This window comes from Pseudomonas sp. F220, from assembly GCF_057813935.1.
Window position 1 is genome coordinate 71,641 of record NZ_JBVASJ010000003.1, and the last position, 15,927, is coordinate 87,567.

General features: G+C 59.0%; 15 protein-coding genes and 1 riboswitch. Of the genes, 9 read left to right on the plus strand and 6 right to left on the minus strand.

Features of this window, described 5'->3' with window-relative positions; all coding sequences use genetic code 11:
* Nucleotides 1–11: 11 nt before the first annotated feature.
* The 3 genes from metK to ACZYSM_RS03860 all read left to right on the plus strand — a co-directional run bounded on the left by metK (nt 12) and on the right by ACZYSM_RS03860 (nt 3,578).
* Nucleotides 12–1,202 carry a methionine adenosyltransferase gene (metK, locus tag ACZYSM_RS03850; RefSeq protein ID WP_489069028.1) on the plus strand — a complete coding sequence of 397 codons (1,191 nt, stop codon included), beginning with the start codon at nt 12–14 and terminating at the stop codon, nt 1,200–1,202.
* Between the two features lie 203 nt (nt 1,203–1,405).
* Nucleotides 1,406–3,091, plus strand: a complete 1,686-nt coding sequence (gene ligB / locus ACZYSM_RS03855; protein ID WP_489069030.1) for an NAD-dependent DNA ligase LigB — start codon at nt 1,406–1,408, stop codon at nt 3,089–3,091.
* Between the two features lie 91 nt (nt 3,092–3,182).
* Entirely contained in the window at nt 3,183–3,578 is a 396-nt protein-coding gene (locus ACZYSM_RS03860) for a DUF1090 domain-containing protein (protein WP_489069032.1), read from the plus strand.
* Nucleotides 3,579–3,689: 111 nt separating this feature from the next.
* On the opposite strand, the gene ACZYSM_RS03865 is transcribed toward ACZYSM_RS03860, so the two are convergent.
* On the minus strand, nt 3,690–4,139 hold the full coding sequence (locus ACZYSM_RS03865; protein WP_489069034.1) for a c-type cytochrome: 450 nt from the start codon (nt 4,137–4,139) through the stop codon (nt 3,690–3,692).
* A gap of 128 nt (nt 4,140–4,267) precedes the next feature.
* Here ACZYSM_RS03865 and mltA point away from each other — a divergent pair, with 128 nt between their 5' ends.
* Nucleotides 4,268–5,440 (plus strand): murein transglycosylase A, encoded by a 1,173-nt coding sequence (gene mltA, locus ACZYSM_RS03870; protein ID WP_489069036.1) that lies wholly within the window; start codon nt 4,268–4,270, stop codon nt 5,438–5,440.
* A gap of 104 nt (nt 5,441–5,544) precedes the next feature.
* Here mltA and ACZYSM_RS03875 read toward each other — a convergent pair whose 3' ends face one another.
* Together ACZYSM_RS03875 and ACZYSM_RS03880 are read right to left on the minus strand one after the other, a co-directional pair.
* Nucleotides 5,545–5,928: an MAPEG family protein gene (locus tag ACZYSM_RS03875; RefSeq protein ID WP_489069038.1), complete on the minus strand. Its 384-nt coding sequence runs from the start codon at nt 5,926–5,928 to the stop codon at nt 5,545–5,547.
* A 37-nt stretch (nt 5,929–5,965) separates the two neighbouring features.
* Nucleotides 5,966–6,799, minus strand: a complete 834-nt coding sequence (locus ACZYSM_RS03880; RefSeq protein ID WP_489069040.1) for an EamA family transporter — start codon at nt 6,797–6,799, stop codon at nt 5,966–5,968.
* 196 nt (nt 6,800–6,995) lie between these two features.
* On the opposite strand from ACZYSM_RS03880, the gene ACZYSM_RS03885 reads away from it, so the two are divergent.
* Entirely contained in the window at nt 6,996–8,165 is a 1,170-nt protein-coding gene (locus ACZYSM_RS03885; protein WP_489069041.1) for an MFS transporter, read from the plus strand.
* A 121-nt stretch (nt 8,166–8,286) separates the two neighbouring features.
* Here the strand turns inward: ACZYSM_RS03885 and ACZYSM_RS03890 are convergent, their stop codons facing one another.
* Nucleotides 8,287–8,691, minus strand: coding sequence for an acyl-CoA thioesterase (locus ACZYSM_RS03890; RefSeq protein WP_489069042.1), 405 nt, complete (start codon nt 8,689–8,691; stop codon nt 8,287–8,289).
* 198 nt (nt 8,692–8,889) lie between these two features.
* A riboswitch (S-adenosyl-L-homocysteine riboswitch) is annotated at nt 8,890–8,997 on the plus strand.
* Between the two features lie 22 nt (nt 8,998–9,019).
* Here ACZYSM_RS03890 and ahcY point away from each other — a divergent pair.
* The 4 genes from ahcY to rhlE2 all read left to right on the plus strand — a co-directional run bounded on the left by ahcY (nt 9,020) and on the right by rhlE2 (nt 14,524).
* Nucleotides 9,020–10,429, plus strand: a complete 1,410-nt coding sequence (gene ahcY / locus ACZYSM_RS03895; RefSeq protein WP_489069044.1) for an adenosylhomocysteinase — start codon at nt 9,020–9,022, stop codon at nt 10,427–10,429.
* 189 nt (nt 10,430–10,618) lie between these two features.
* The gene (gene metF, locus ACZYSM_RS03900; protein ID WP_489069046.1) at nt 10,619–11,464 is read left to right on the plus strand and encodes a methylenetetrahydrofolate reductase [NAD(P)H]; all 846 of its coding nucleotides are present in this window, start codon (nt 10,619–10,621) and stop codon (nt 11,462–11,464) included.
* A gap of 138 nt (nt 11,465–11,602) precedes the next feature.
* Nucleotides 11,603–12,418, plus strand: a complete 816-nt coding sequence (locus ACZYSM_RS03905) for a substrate-binding periplasmic protein (RefSeq protein ID WP_489069048.1) — start codon at nt 11,603–11,605, stop codon at nt 12,416–12,418.
* A 225-nt stretch (nt 12,419–12,643) separates the two neighbouring features.
* Nucleotides 12,644–14,524: an RNA helicase RhlE2 gene (gene rhlE2, locus ACZYSM_RS03910; protein ID WP_489069050.1), complete on the plus strand. Its 1,881-nt coding sequence runs from the start codon at nt 12,644–12,646 to the stop codon at nt 14,522–14,524.
* A 209-nt stretch (nt 14,525–14,733) separates the two neighbouring features.
* On the opposite strand, the gene ACZYSM_RS03915 is transcribed toward rhlE2, so the two are convergent.
* On the minus strand, nt 14,734–15,312 hold the full coding sequence (locus ACZYSM_RS03915; RefSeq protein ID WP_489069052.1) for a YceI family protein: 579 nt from the start codon (nt 15,310–15,312) through the stop codon (nt 14,734–14,736).
* Between the two features lie 31 nt (nt 15,313–15,343).
* Complete coding sequence (locus ACZYSM_RS03920; RefSeq protein ID WP_489069054.1) at nt 15,344–15,892, minus strand: cytochrome b; 549 nt, start codon at nt 15,890–15,892, stop codon at nt 15,344–15,346.
* Nucleotides 15,893–15,927: the final 35 nt, after the last annotated feature.

Consider the following 15,927-nt stretch of genomic DNA (forward strand, 5'->3'; position numbering starts at 1 on the left):
GAAACATCGAGATGAGCGAATACTCCCTTTTCACCTCCGAGTCCGTGTCTGAAGGGCATCCGGACAAAATCGCCGACCAGATTTCTGATGCGGTGCTGGACGCCATCATTGCTGAAGACAAGTTCGCCCGTGTGGCGTGCGAGACTCTGGTGAAAACCGGCGTAGCGATCATCGCTGGCGAAGTCACCACTTCGGCCTGGGTTGACCTCGAAGACATCGTCCGTAAAGTCATCATCGACATCGGTTACGACAGCTCCGACGTCGGCTTCGACGGCGCGACCTGCGCGGTGATGAACATCATCGGCAAGCAGTCGGTAGACATCGCCCAGGGCGTTGACCGCAGCAAGCCAGAAGATCAAGGCGCCGGTGACCAGGGCCTGATGTTCGGATACGCCAGCAACGAAACCGACGTACTGATGCCAGCGCCGATTACCTTCTCTCACCAGTTGGTGCAGCGCCAGGCCGAAGCCCGCAAATCAGGTCTGCTGCCGTGGCTGCGTCCAGACGCCAAATCCCAGGTCACTTGCCGTTACGAAAACGGCAAGGTCGTGGGCATCGACGCGATCGTGCTGTCGACTCAGCACAACCCGGAAGTGTCTTACAAAGACCTGCGCGAAGGCGTGATGGAGCTGATCGTCAAGCACGTGCTGCCAGCCGAGCTGCTGCACAAAGACACCCAGTTCCACATCAACCCAACCGGCAACTTCATCATCGGTGGCCCGGTGGGCGACTGCGGCCTGACCGGTCGCAAGATCATCGTCGACACCTACGGCGGCATGGCCCGTCACGGCGGTGGTGCGTTCTCCGGTAAAGATCCATCGAAGGTTGACCGTTCTGCCGCCTACGCCGGTCGTTACGTGGCCAAGAACATCGTCGCCGCCGGCCTGGCCGAGCGTTGCGAGATTCAGGTTTCCTACGCCATCGGCGTCGCTCAGCCGACTTCGATCTCGTTGAACACCTTCGGCACCGGCAAGATCAGCGACGAGAAAATCATCAACCTGGTCCGTGAGTGCTTCGATCTGCGTCCATACGCAATCACCACCATGCTCGACCTGCTGCACCCGATGTACCAGGAAACCGCAGCCTACGGCCACTTCGGTCGTACGCCAGAAGTCAAGACCGTCGGCGACGACACCTTCACCACGTTCACCTGGGAAAAAACCGACCGCGTCGACGCACTGCGCGCTGCTGCCGGCTTGTAATCGCTCCTCAGCTGCACCAAAAGCCCCGCACGGTTCGCCCTGCGGGGCTTTTTTGTGTCCGGTAGATTCTTTGGCCTAGCGATCAATGTGGCGAGGCGCGTCCGCGATTTGCCAGTCGACACACCCAGCAAAATACCCGTCCCGCGCCATCGTCAATCCCGACCTAGCCTTAAGCACCCCCCACCCGAGCAAGGATGCTCACGATGCTGCCCACTCTGCGCCTGATAATCGGTTTATGGCTGACCCTCTATTACCTGAGCGCCAACGCGAATACCTGCCCAGACCGGCCCTCCACCCGCTATCTAGACGAAATCACCACCCTGCAACAGCAAATCGATCGCTGGGACGACAGCTACCACCGGCAAGGTCGCTCTCTGGTCGCCGACGAGATTTACGATCAGTCCCGCGCCCGACTCACCCAATGGCGTGCGTGCCTCCCTCTGACACACGAGCCATCGAACAATCCTTTGCGCACAGCAAGTGGTCCCATTGTCCATCCCGTCCCGCATACCGGCCTGGACAAACTCGCCGACAGCCGCGCCGTCGAAGCCTGGCTCAAGAGCCGCAACGATGTATGGGTTCAGCCGAAAGTCGATGGCGTGGCAGTGACGCTGGTGTACCGCCTGGGCCGGCTGCATCAGGCGATCAGTCGCGGAGACGGTGTCCAGGGGCAAGACTGGACAGCCTCGGCCCGCAAGATCGACGCCATCCCTGAGCACCTGCCGCACGCTGTCGATCTGCTGCTTCAAGGCGAACTCTATTGGCGCCTCACCGACCATGTGCAAGCCAAGGCCGGCAGCCTCAACGCCCGTAGCACCGTTGCCGGGTTGATGGCACGCAAAGAACTCAGTGCTGCCGAGGCTGATGGCATCGGGCTGTTTGTCTGGGATTGGCCGCAAGGCCCGGCCACTCTACCCGAACGGCTGGCCGGTTTGACGGCGCTGGGTTTTACGCAAGTCGCACATTACAGCCAGCCGGTTACGAGCTTCGCCGAGGCAGAACAATGGCGCGAGCACTGGTATCGCACGCCCCTGCCGTTTGCCAGCGACGGTGTGGTGCTGCGCCAGAGTCAGCGCCCACCCGCACAACGCTGGCAGGCCAAAACACCTTATTGGAGTGCCGCCTGGAAATACCCGTTTGCCCAAGCGTTGGCGGAGGTGCGCAAGCTCAACTTCAAGATCGGCCGCACCGGACGAATCACTCCGGTGCTGGAGCTCAAGCCACTGACGCTGGATGACAGACAGATCAAACGCGTGAGTGTCAGCTCACTGCAACGCTGGCAGGCGCTGGACATCCGTCCCGGCGATCAAGTCGCAATCAGCCTGGCAGGCTTGACCATTCCCCGCCTCGACAGCGTCGTTTTGCGCAGCGCGAATCGCGCGGAGATAGTCGCACCGCAAGCGGAGGACTTTCATCACCTGAGTTGCTGGCAGCCTGTGGCGGGATGTGAGAGCCAGTTCCTGGCACGCTTGACCTGGCTAAGTGGCAAACAGGGGCTGGCGTTGCAACATATTGGCCCCGGCACATGGGAAAAACTGATCAGCGCCGGGCGCATCAACAACCTGCTCGATTGGTTGACCCTCGATGCGCAAGAGCTTGCTAACATTGACGGCTTCGGCGAGCGCAGCAGCGCCCGCCTACTCAGTAGCTTGCACAACGCCAGGCAACGCCCTTTTGAACGCTGGCTGAAAGCCTTGGGCCTGCCGCCGACAGCTGTTGCCAACCTCGCCGGCCCATGGCAGACGCTGGCAGCAAGAAGCACCGAACAATGGCAAACCGAGGCTGGGATCGGTCCGGGACGCGCCGCGCAATTGAGCGCGTTTTTCCGCGACCCGCAGGTACTGGCCTTGAGTGAAGAATTACGCGCTGCCGGGATTGATGGTTTCTAGTCCCGGCAGTTTTGAACCCGAAGGTGCAGATAGGCGCCAACAGCGCATCTGCATGCCAACCTGATAGCGATCTTTTTTTCACGGAGCCTTTATGAGTTTTTTGTCACCGCTCGCCCTGTTCACTGTTTGCAGTCTGCTGGCCGCCCCTCTGCTGGCCGCTGAAGAAATCCCGGAACTCACTGGTTGTGCGGCTAAACGTCAGGCCATCAGCACCCAAATCGAACAGGCTAAAGTCCAGGGCAACAGTGATCAGCAGGCGGGTCTTGAAAAAGCCCTGAGTGAAGTTACTGCCCATTGCACCGACGCTTCTTTGAAAAAAGAACGGGAAAACAAAGTGCTCGATGCCAAGCACGAAGTCAGCCGCCGTCAGACCGACCTCGAGAAAGCCATGAACAAGGGCGACTCCGAGAAGATCAACAAACTCAAAGACAAACTCGCCACGTCCCGCAAAGAACTGCAGGACGCACTGAACGAGCTGGATAAGTAGCGCACTCTGGATCGCCAAGATTGCAGCCTGCGGCAGCTCCTACAATGTATTGCGTACACCTGTAGGAGCTGCCGATGGCTCGGGCCGCGTTCGGACGATCTTTTTAGTCACTCAATGATCACGAAACTGTTTATGGCACGCGCTACAAGCGTCTTCGACTTTCTGCACCGCAGGGCCCAGGTTACTGACCTTGTAAGGCTGAACTTTGCTGGTAATCACCAGCTCACCGGTGGCAGCTTCCAGCGTGCGGGCCAGCTCCTGAAAGCGTGCCTGTTGCTGCCAGACATTGTCCTTGGCGCTGGTGTGATCTTCTTCCTTGACCTGCGGAAAATGCTTCCATGGCTCATGGGACAAGCTGTCCAGTTTCACAGCTCCCTCGGCAAAGCGCGGTCCGTCGAAGGGAATGCGCCCACGCAACATGCCGCCCAGGTCTTCGCCGGTCTTGAGCATTTGCTTGAAGATCGCCTTGCGCTGACCCAGCGGCGAGTTCGGATCGACACCACCGCAGGCGGACAGCGTCATGCAGGCCAGCAATACAACAGAGAGTCTTTTAAGAGTCATGGTGGCTTCAGGTCACGGGAAACGGCGGCCAGTATCCTCGCGTCATCCGCAAAGACCAATAGCCCTATTAACAATACGGGTTGTTTGAACGCTTCAAGCGCTTGGGCAACCGGCAAAGGAAGTACCGAATGAACAGCAATTTCAAGGCATGGCGTCGAAGCCTGACCTGGACTCTACCGATGGTCGCCCTGCTTGCAGGTTGCTCCGGTGGCGACAACACAAAGCCGAAAACACATGCTCTCGCCACCTACGCCAGTGCAACCTGGGATGCACTGCCCACCGTTTCCGACAATGATTTGCTGGCCGGTTTCGGTTCCTGGCGCAGTGCCTGCACCCGACTCAAGGCCGACCCGATCTGGGCCACCACCTGCGCGGCAGCTGCAAACGTGCCGCAGACGCCTGGCGATATCCATGGTTTTCTCAAAGAACATCTGGATGTCTATGGTCTGCGCTCTGCCAATGGCAGTGGTAACGGCTTGATCACCGGCTATTACGAACCGGTCTATCCGGGCAGCCTGGCCCAGACGACGCAAGCAATGGTGCCCGTCTATGGTGTGCCCGACGACATGATCATCGTAGCGCTCGACAGTATTTACCCGGAGCTCAAAGGCAAGCGCTTGCGAGGCCGGCTCGAAGGTCGCGTACTCAAGCCCTATGACGATGCCGCAGCCATTGATGCCAAGGGCGTCAAGGCGCCGGTCATTGCCTGGCTGACCGACCCGATGAACCTGCAATTTTTGCAGATTCAGGGCTCAGGTCGCATTCAACTGGAAGACGGTCGTCAGTTGCGTATCGGCTATGCCGATCAGAATGGTCACCCGTATCGGCCGATCGGTCGCTGGCTGGTAGACCAGGGCGAACTCAAAAAAGAAGACGTGACCATGGGCGCCATCAGCGCCTGGGCCAAGGCGCATCCAACGCGGATTCCTGAACTGCTTGGCAGCAACCCCAGCTATGTGTTTTTCAATCGTAACCCGGACAGCAATGAAGGCCCGCGCGGCTCGCTCAACGTGCCGCTGACCGCAGGCTACAGCGTTGCGGTAGACCGCAAGGTGATCCCGCTGGGCAGTTTGCTGTGGCTATCAACCACACGACCTGACGGTACCGGACTGGTTCGTCCAGTGGCGGCTCAGGACACCGGCGGCGCAATTACCGGCGAAGTCCGTGCGGATCTGTTCTGGGGCACAGGTGATGCGGCAGGGCAATTGGCTGGGGATATGAAACAGCAGGGGCAGATCTGGATGCTGTGGCCGAAAGGCACGGCGTTGCCGCAACTCCCGCAGGTGGCCGACAAACCTTAAAGCAAAAGATCGCAGCCTGCGGCAGCTCCTACACGGTATTGCGTACACCTGTAGGAGCTGCCGCAGGTTCGGGCCGCGTTCGGACGATCCTTTGATCTTGATCCTCAAATCGACACAAAAAAGAAACTGGCAATCAGCCCCATACCCACAAACCACACCAGCGAACGCAAGATCGCCCAGTCGGCCAGATAGCAGATGATGTAGAGCAAGCGGCTGGTAATGAACAGCACTGCCAGCACGTTGATGGTGACCAGTTCAGCGTTGCCGGCCAGATGCGCGATGACCACCGCGGCAGCAAACGCCGGGGTCACTTCAAAACTGTTCAGCTGGGCCCAGTGGGCACGCCTGGCAAACCCGTCGAGGGATTCAAGAAAGTCTCGCGGATCATGATTATCCCGAAGCCCGAACTTACCCCCGATTTTGGCGATGGCGGTGCACAGGTATGGCAAAAAAATCGCGATCAATACACACCACAGGGCAACAGTCATTGCAGATTCCTTTATTAGCGTTCTATTGAGATCCAGCTTAAAACTTCATCACGAGCATGCCGACCAACACCAGCCCACAGGCTAAGAGCCGCGGCCGGCCGAAAGGTTCTTTCAAGTAGCGCATACCAAACAGCACCACCAGAATCACACTGATCTCGCGCAGTGCCGCCGCTTCGGCAATCGAGCCCAATTGCATGGCCCAGAGCACCAAAGCGTAGCTGAACAATACGCAGAACCCGACGCTCAACCCCAGCCGCCATTGTTTGCGCCAGAACAACATGAAAGCAGGACGCTTACGCACCAGTGCCAGCAAAGGAAACGGCCAGGCACTGAGCAATGTCACCCACACCAGGTAATCCAACGGGTGCGACCAGCGCCGCAAGGCCTGCCCATCGATGAAGGTGTAGCAGCCGATACACAAACCGATCAACGCGACCACCGGCAACATCGACCACGGCAAACGTTCGCCGCCTCCACCGTGCCAAAGCAGACAAAGCATGCCGCACGGGATCAACAGGATGCCGAAGATCTGCTGATTACTCAGCACTTCACCGGCAAAGATCAGGGTCAAGGCCAGCACCACCAGTGGCGACAATCCGCGCATCAACGGGTAGACCAGCCCCAGATCGCCGACCCGGTAGGCCTGAATCAGCAGGTAGCGATAGAGCAACTCGAACGCCGCAGAAGCGAGGATCCACGGCCAGATTTCGACCGGGGGAAGAGACACGAAACTCAGCATCAGCGCAACGAAGAGCATCGCCACGCTGTCCATGCAAGCCACCACCAACAGCCGCTCGCCACTGAACTTGATCAGCGTATTCCAAGCCGCGTGCAACAGCGCCGCCACCAACACCAGAGCCGTCGCAAGCACGGCACCCTCCTTGTCCGGTTTAAGAGATTTGATTCGCCATATGTCAGCAGCTGTTTATACTGCAACCGACCACGCCGCACTCAGTTGCGCACATACCTATTCCAATAATTTTTGCTGCTATCCAATCCAACAGAGACGGTAGTCGGCATGCGTATGCCTGATCAGAGCGTCAAGACTACAGACAGAGACCCTGCGCATGCCACTCGCCTTGCTTGCACTGGCTGTTGCCGCTTTCGGCATCGGCACCACTGAATTCGTCATCATGGGCTTGCTGCCCGATGTCGCCAGAGACCTTGGCGTCAGCATTCCCGACGCGGGCCTGCTGATCACCGGCTACGCCTTAGGCGTGGTGTTCGGCGCACCGATCCTGGCGATCGGCACCGCCAACATGCCGCGCAAGGCCACACTGCTGGGCATGACCTTGATGTTCATCCTCGGCAATATCCTCTGCGCTTTGTCGCCGAACTACACGACCTTGATGGCCGCACGGGTGATCACCGCCCTGTGCCATGGCGCGTTCTTCGGCATCGGCTCGGTGGTCGCCGCCGGACTGGTGGCGCCGAACAAGCGGGCTCAGGCGATTGCCATGATGTTCACTGGCCTGACCCTGGCCAATGTGCTCGGCGTGCCACTGGGGACGGCTCTCGGACAATACGCCGGTTGGCGTTCGACCTTCTGGGCAGTCTCGGTGATCGGAGTCATTGCGGCCATTGCCCAATGGGTCTGGCTGCCAAAGGAAATCGCCATGGACAAAGCCAATCTGGCCAGCGAGTTCAAAGTACTCGGCAAGGCCAATGTGCTGTTGGCGCTGGGCATGAGCGTGCTGGCATCCACCAGTTTGTTCAGCGTCTTCACCTACATCGCACCGATCCTGCAGGACATCACGGGTGTCAGCCCCCACGGCGTCACCATCATGTTGCTGTTATTTGGCGTTGGCCTGACCGCAGGCAGTATGCTCGGTGGTCGCCTGGCAGACAGCCGCTTGCTGCCGTCATTGGTAGGTATGGCTTTAGCAGTGATGGTTGTACTGGCCGCGTTCAGCCAGACCAGCCACTCAGTGATCCCGGCGGCCATCACGCTGGTGCTATGGGGGGTGTTCGCCTTCGCCCTGTGCCCGATCCTGCAACTACTGATCATCGACCAGGCCCATGAAGCGCCGAACCTCGGCTCAACCCTGAACCAAAGCGCCTTCAACCTCGGCAATGCCGCCGGCGCCTGGATTGGTGGTTTGGTGGTAGCCAGCGGCACCGACCTCGCCGACCTACCCTGGACCGGAGCACTGGTCAGCGGTCTTACCGTGCTCACAGCGCTTTTCTTCATCTATCTGCAACGTCGCAGCGCGGCTGCGGTCAATGTTTCCGCGTAGGAGCGAGCGGTGCGGCGATCCGACTTGCCCGCGATGAATACGACACGGTATCTCTGGCGCGACGAATCGCGCTATCGCGAGCAATCGAGCGTCGACCGGCTGCTCCTACAGAAGCCTCACGTTACTCGACAGGCGCGTCTTCCTTGAACTGATCCTTCACGTACTTGATCTCGGTCTGGCCATGGGGTGCCGGCAAACCATCTTCACCGAGATTCACGAAAACCATTTTCTCGACCGTAAGGATGCTTTTGCGGGTGATTTTGTTGCGCACTTCGCAAGTCAGGGTGATCGAGGTGCGACCGAACTCGGTCGCGGTGATACCCAGTTCGATGATGTCGCCCTGACGCGAGGCGCTGACAAAGTTGATTTCGGAAATGTACTTGGTGACCACGCGCTGGTTGCCCAGCTGGACGATGGCGTAGATCGCCGCTTCCTCGTCGATCCAGCGCAACAGGCTGCCACCGAACAGCGTGCCGTTGGGGTTAAGGTCTTCGGGTTTTACCCATTTGCGGGTGTGGAAATTCATGCTCACTCCTGACCGTCCTGCCGATTGATGCTGACCATCATGGCAGACCGAAGCGCCGACCTCTATTAAGCAACGACTATGGTCTCGATTACCGTTCGAACATCGGCCGACAGAAAGCCTTGGGAAGTCCCGCGCACACGGCTATAATCGCCACCGTTTCAAAACGGTCATATCCACTTGATACCGTTTTCCCGCCACCTGTCCGAGGGGCGCTGCAGCAGGTTTTAACCTGTCAGGCTCGGATGGGGCGTTGTTTGTACGGGGCTCCCTGCACGAACACTTAACGCACAACGGCGCCCATTCGCATATTTACGAATGGAGGCTCTTCATGAGCGCTGTAATCACGCCTGCAGATTTTAACGACTACAAAGTCGCCGACATGTCCCTGGCTGCCTGGGGCCGTCGCGAAACCATCATCGCCGAATCAGAAATGCCGGCTCTGATGGGTCTGCGTCGCAAGTACGCTGGTGAGCAGCCGCTCAAAGGCGCAAAAATCCTCGGCTGCATCCACATGACCATTCAGACTGCCGTGCTGATCGAAACCCTGGTTGCCCTGGGTGCCGAAGTACGCTGGTCGTCCTGCAACATTTTCTCGACTCAAGACCAGGCCGCTGCCGCAATCGCTGCTGCCGGTATCCCGGTTTTCGCCTGGAAAGGCGAGACTGAAGAAGAGTACGAGTGGTGCCTGGAGCAGACCATCCTCAAGGATGGCCAGCCGTGGGATGCCAACATGATCCTCGACGACGGCGGCGACCTGACCGAGCTGCTGCACAAGAAGTACCCGGCGATCCTGGACCGCGTCCACGGCGTTACCGAAGAAACCACCACAGGCGTTCACCGCCTGCTGGACATGCTGGCCAAGGGCGAACTGAAAATCCCGGCCATCAACGTCAACGACTCGGTAACCAAGAGCAAGAACGACAACAAGTACGGCTGCCGTCACAGCCTGAACGATGCGATCAAGCGCGGCACCGACCACCTGCTGTCCGGCAAGCAAGCGCTGGTCATCGGCTACGGTGACGTGGGCAAGGGCTCTTCGCAGTCCCTGCGTCAGGAAGGCATGATCGTCAAGGTTTCCGAAGTCGACCCGATCTGCGCCATGCAAGCCTGCATGGACGGTTTCGAACTGGTTTCGCCGTTCATCGACGGGATCAATGACGGCACTGCCGCCAGCATCGACACCGCACTGCTGGGCAAGATCGACCTGATCGTGACTACAACCGGCAACGTCAATGTTTGCGACTCGAACATGCTCAAAGCCCTGAAGAAGCGCGCTGTTGTCTGCAACATCGGCCACTTCGACAACGAAATCGACACCGCTTTCATGCGCAAAAACTGGGCATGGGAAGAAGTGAAGCCACAGGTTCACAAAGTTCACCGTACTGGCGCGGGTGATTTCGACCCACAGAACGACGACTATCTGATCCTGCTGGCCGAAGGCCGTCTGGTTAACCTGGGCAACGCCACTGGCCACCCAAGCCGGATCATGGACGGTTCGTTCGCCAACCAGGTATTGGCGCAGATCTTCCTGTTCGGCCAGAAGTACGCCGACCTGTCGCCAGCCCAAAAAGCCGAGCGTCTGACGGTTGAAGTACTGCCGAAAAAACTCGACGAAGAAGTGGCCCTGGAAATGGTCCGCGGTTTCGGCGGCGTGGTCACTCAACTGACCAAGCAACAGGCTGACTACATCGGCGTTACCGTCGAAGGCCCGTTCAAGCCGCACGCTTACCGCTACTGATCGGACCTGCTGTCCGCCCCTTCCAGGGGGCGGACTTATGCAGGCGCTGGCTTTTGTAGGAGCCGAGCTTGCTCGCGATAGCATCACCGCGGTGTTTCTGAAATACCGCGCTGCCGGCATCGCGAGCAAGCTCAGCTCCTACAGTAAGCGCGGCACCTGCAAGGCCTATGCGCTTCCAAGGATACGACCATGTCCCAAGACCGTCGCTACAGCTTCGAGTTTTTCCCGACCAAGACCGATGCTGGGCATGAAAAGCTCCTCGCCACTGCTCGTCAGCTGGCCAGTTACAACCCCGACTTCTTCTCCTGCACCTACGGTGCCGGTGGCTCCACCCGTGATCGCACGCTCAACACCGTGCTGCAGCTCGAAAGCGAAGTCAAAGTCGCTGCTGCACCGCACTTGTCGTGCGTCGGCGACAGCAAGGACGACCTGCGCAGCCTGCTGAGCCAGTACAAGAATGCGGGCATCACCCGTATCGTCGCCCTGCGCGGCGACCTGCCTTCGGGTATGGGCATGGCCAGCGGTGAACTGCGCCACGCCAATGACCTGGTGAGCTTCATTCGTGAAGAAACCGGCAACCACTTCCACATCGAAGTCGCTGCTTACCCGGAAATGCACCCGCAAGCGCGCAATTTCGAAGACGATCTGACCAACTTCGTGCGCAAGGCCAACGCTGGCGCCGACAGTGCGATCACCCAGTACTTCTTCAACGCCGACAGCTACTTCTACTTCGTCGAGCGCGTGCGGCAGATGGGCGTGAACATCCCGATTGTGCCGGGCATCATGCCGATCACCAACTACAGCAAGCTGGCTCGGTTCTCCGACGCCTGCGGTGCGGAAATCCCGCGCTGGATCCGCAAGCAACTGGAAGCCTACGGTGATGACACCCAAAGCATTCAGGCATTCGGTGAGCAGGTCATCACCCAAATGTGCGAACGTTTACTCCAAGGCGGCGCACCAGGGCTGCACTTCTATACCCTGAATCAGGCCGAACCTAGCCTGGCCGTGTGGAACAACCTGAAACTGCCACGTTAAAACAGCTGCAAGCAAGATCAAGGGATCGCAGGCTGCGATCTTTTGATTCTTGGATCACGCCCAAATCCCTTGTGCTAGAGCTCCCACTTCCAACACCCGTTTCTGGCTATTGCTCAAATCTCGTCGTAATCTCAAGCAATGCCCGTCATTGCCCAATTGCTGACAGTCCTCCTTTTTACTTGCCTGAGCTTTGCCGCCCGGGGCGAGAAGCTGCGCATTGTCACCGAGCCATGGGCTCCCTATGTGTACGAGGAAAACGGTCAGTATCGTGGTCTGGACTACGAAGCCACGGCCATCGTCTTCCAGCGTCTGGGAATCGAAGTGGAGTGGCAGTTCCTGCCCTGGAAGCGTTGTCTGGCCATGCTGGAACAAGGTCAGGCCGATGGCGCACTGGATATTTTTCACAGCGACGCACGTGACAGCACACTGCTTTATCCCAGTGAACCGCTGTCGCAAGTGGAGTTCGTGCTGTTCTATGCCAATGACCGCCCTCACCCCTTTCTCACCCTCGACGACCTGCGCGGCCTGACCATCGGGACATCGCCGGGCTACCTGTACAGCCAGGAGTTCAGCGAGTCGACGCTGTTCAAGCACGAACCGGCGCCTAGCCACGAAGCCAACTTCGGCAAACTGGTGCGCGGTCGCATCGACCTGTTGATCACTGATCGCCGGGTTGGTCAGCACTTGCTCGATGAATTGCATTTACGCGACCAGATCAGCGAAAACCCTACGGTGATCAGCAGCAATAGCCAATATCTGGCACTAAGGCGCAACGTTGGTATGGACTTGCTGGTGCAGCGCTTCAGTGCCGAACTCAAGCGCTTCAAGCGTGAACCGACGTACGCCGCGCTCAGCGCCCGGTATGCCGGCAACGGGACCACCACAGCCCACCAAGCGACACCGTCAGACAACCCGGAAAAAACCGTTGAGCAGCAGGAAAGCAGCGCGCGCTGATTGCTCTGTTATACTCCGGCCTTCCCGCCAGGCTCACGCCCGGACGCTTGGTCTTGTAAAAGGCATCTCAACACCGCTACAGCGCAGCCCCAGGCCCGCGCGAGCACTTGCAGATGAGCCTTCAAGACCCAAGCAGGACCGGACGGGATTGCGTCCTCTTAAACGCCATTCGCGCCTGGCAAGACTATCCCTTTGGGCCAAGCCCTAACTAAAACAGGATTACTCATGTCCTTTGCTTCCCTCGGTCTCTCCGAGGCTTTAGTCCGTGCCATCGAGGCAGCGGGCTATACCGAGCCTACTCCGGTGCAACAGCGGGCCATTCCCGCCGTGTTGCAAGGTCGCGATTTGATGGTCGCGGCACAGACAGGTACTGGTAAAACCGGCGGCTTCGCCCTTCCGATTCTGGAGCGGTTGTTCCCCAATGGTCACCCGGACAAATCCCAGCGTCACGGCCCGCGCCAACCGCGCGTACTGGTCCTGACCCCGACCCGCGAACTCGCAGCTCAAGTGCACGAGAGCTTCAAGGTCTATGCCCGCGAGTTGAAATTCGTCAGCGCCTGCATCTTCGGCGGCGTCGGCATGAACCCGCAAGTTCAGGCCATGGCCCGTGGTGTTGACGTGCTGGTGGCCTGCCCTGGCCGCTTGCTCGACCTCGCCGGCCAAGGCAGCGTCGATTTGTCCCACGTGGAGATCCTCGTGCTGGACGAAGCCGACCGGATGCTCGACATGGGCTTCGTCCATGACGTGAAAAAGGTCCTGGCCCGTCTGCCAGCCAAGCGTCAGAACCTGCTGTTCTCCGCGACCTTCTCCAACGACATCACAGCCTTGGCCGGGAAGTTGTTGCACAACCCGGAGCGCATCGAAGTCACTCCACCGAACACCACGGTCGAGCGTATCGAGCAACGGGTATTCCGTCTGGCTGCCAGCCACAAGCGTTCGCTGCTGGCCCACCTGATTACTGCCGGCGCCTGGGAACAGGTTCTGGTCTTCACCCGTACCAAGCACGGCGCCAACCGCCTGGCCGAGTACCTGGACAAACACGGTCTCACCGCCGTCGCCATCCACGGTAACAAGAGCCAGAACGCCCGCACCAAAGCCCTGGCCGATTTCAAGGCCGGTGAAGTGCGGATTTTGGTCGCCACCGATATCGCCGCTCGCGGCCTGGATATCGACCAACTGCCACACGTGGTCAACTTCGAACTGCCAAACGTCGACGAAGACTACGTTCACCGGATCGGCCGTACTGGCCGTGCCGGTCGTTCGGGCGAGGCGATCTCGCTGGTGGCTCCGGACGAAGAAAAACTGCTGAAAAGCATCGAGCGCATGACCAAACAGAAAATTGCCGATGGCAATCTGATGGGTTTTGACTCCAGCACTGTAGAAGCCGAGAAACCAGAAGTACGTGAGCGTCCGGATGTGCGTAACCCACGCAATACTCCGCGCGGTCCACGTGGCGATGGCCCGGACGGCAGCGGTGGTGGCGGTGGTCGCAAAGACAAAGGCAAGGACAAGGGCGGCAAAGACAAGCCGGCCGCAGCCCGCTCCGACCGCCCTGCTCGCGAGCACAAACCGCGCGAAGGCACTCCGGTCCGTGAACAGCGTCAGCCTGCTCCGCGCGCCGCTGCTGATCGTGCACCGGACGAGTTTCTGGACGACGACGTCGATAACTTCGGTAACCGCGCCGATTACGTCCCGCAGCAGAAAGCACCTCAGGGCCGCGGTCGCCGTCCGGGCGCTCCGGCTCAGGGCAGCGGCACTCCGGCCGGCACATCTGCACCACGCAGCGGTGGCCCGGGTCGCCCAAGCGCCCCACGCAATGGCAGCGGTACCAGCACTGGTACTCCGCCAGCCAAGCGCAACGGCCCGCGTAACGGTGCTCCACGTGACGGTCAGGCCCGTCGCGAAGAGCCGCGCAACCGTCGCCCGGCACGCGACGATCAGCAACCACGCCAGGAACCAGCCGTTCAAGGCCCACGCGAAAACCAGCCGAAGATCATGCACAAGGAGTCGAAAAGCGATCGCTTCCCGACACCTGAGCAACTCGATCAACTGCCAACAAGCCGCCCACGTGGCGAGAAACCAGCCTTGCTCACCCGCAATCGCTGATTTCTCCCGCTAACAAAAACGCCCCTTTGTGGGAGCGGGCTTGCTCGCGAAAGCGGTGTGTCAGCCAACATCAATGTTGAATGATTAACCGCATTCGCGAGCAAGCCCGCTCCCACACCCGATTTTCGTCGCAAGGGAAGGTTTTGTCCGGCACAAAAAAAACGCCCCCGATCGCGAGATCGGGGGCGTTTTTGTGTCAGCAGCGAAAGTTATTTCGCTTGAACACCTTCAAACGAGATGTCCAGGTCCAGGGTCTGGGAGGTAGGACCTGGGCCTTTGATTCCGAACTCGCTCAGCTGCAAAGTAGTCGTACCGTTGAAGCCGGCACGGTAGCCGCCCCATGGATCCTTGCCTTCGCCATTGAAGGTAGCCTTGAACACTACTGGCTTGGTCACACCGTGCAGGGTCAGGTCGCCGGCCACGTCAGCAGTTTTCTCGCCAGTGGATTTAACACTCGTGGAGACGAATTTCGCTTCCGGGAATTTTGCAGCATCAAGGAAGTCAGGCGTACGGATGTGCTTGTCACGTTCAGCGTGGTTGGTATCAACGCTGGCAGTTTTCAGGACAACGTCGATTTTGCTGGCTTCTGGAGCCTTGGCGTCGAAGTTGAACTTGCCATCCCAGTCCTTGAAAGTACCGTGGATGAAGCTGTAACCCAGGTGGCTGATCTTGAAGTCAACGAAGGCGTGATTGCCTTCCTTGTCGATTGTGTATTCCGCGGCCATCGCTTGCCCTGCCGACAACAGAGCAGTACCGATTGCCAGAGCGGCGAGAGTCTTTTTCAACATGCTTTCTATTCCTTGGAGTCGAGGTTGAACATCAGGCTTTGCGTCCCAGCATTCGTGTCAGGGTCGCATCACGGTCGATAAAGTGGTGCTTCAGTGCTGCCAACGCATGGAGACCGGAAAAAATTACCAGTGCCCAGGCCAGATACAGATGAATCGCACCGGCTATGTCTGCCTGGTCCGGTAGACCGGAAATCAGCGCAGGGATTTCAAACAGACCAAACACCGGAATCCCGACACCGTCTGCGGTGGAAATCAGGTAACCGGCAATCATTACAGCGAACAGGCTGAGATACAGAAACCCATGGCCCAGCGTGGCGCCCAGGCGAGTCATGCGACTGTAGCTGGTCAAGGCTGGCGGCGGGCTGATAAAGCGCCACAACACCCGCAGCAACATGATCGCAAACAGCGTCAGGCCAATGCTTTTGTGCAGGTCCGGCGCTTCTTTACGCCAGGCGCTGTAGTAGTCGAGACCGACCATCCACAAGCCCAAGGCAAACAGGCCGAAGACTGCCAGCGCCACGCCCCAGTGCAGAAAAATGCTGACCCAGCCGTAGCGGGAGGAAGAGTTACGTAGCTGCATTGCCTAAATCCTGTAAGAACTGCGCCCAAGACTAA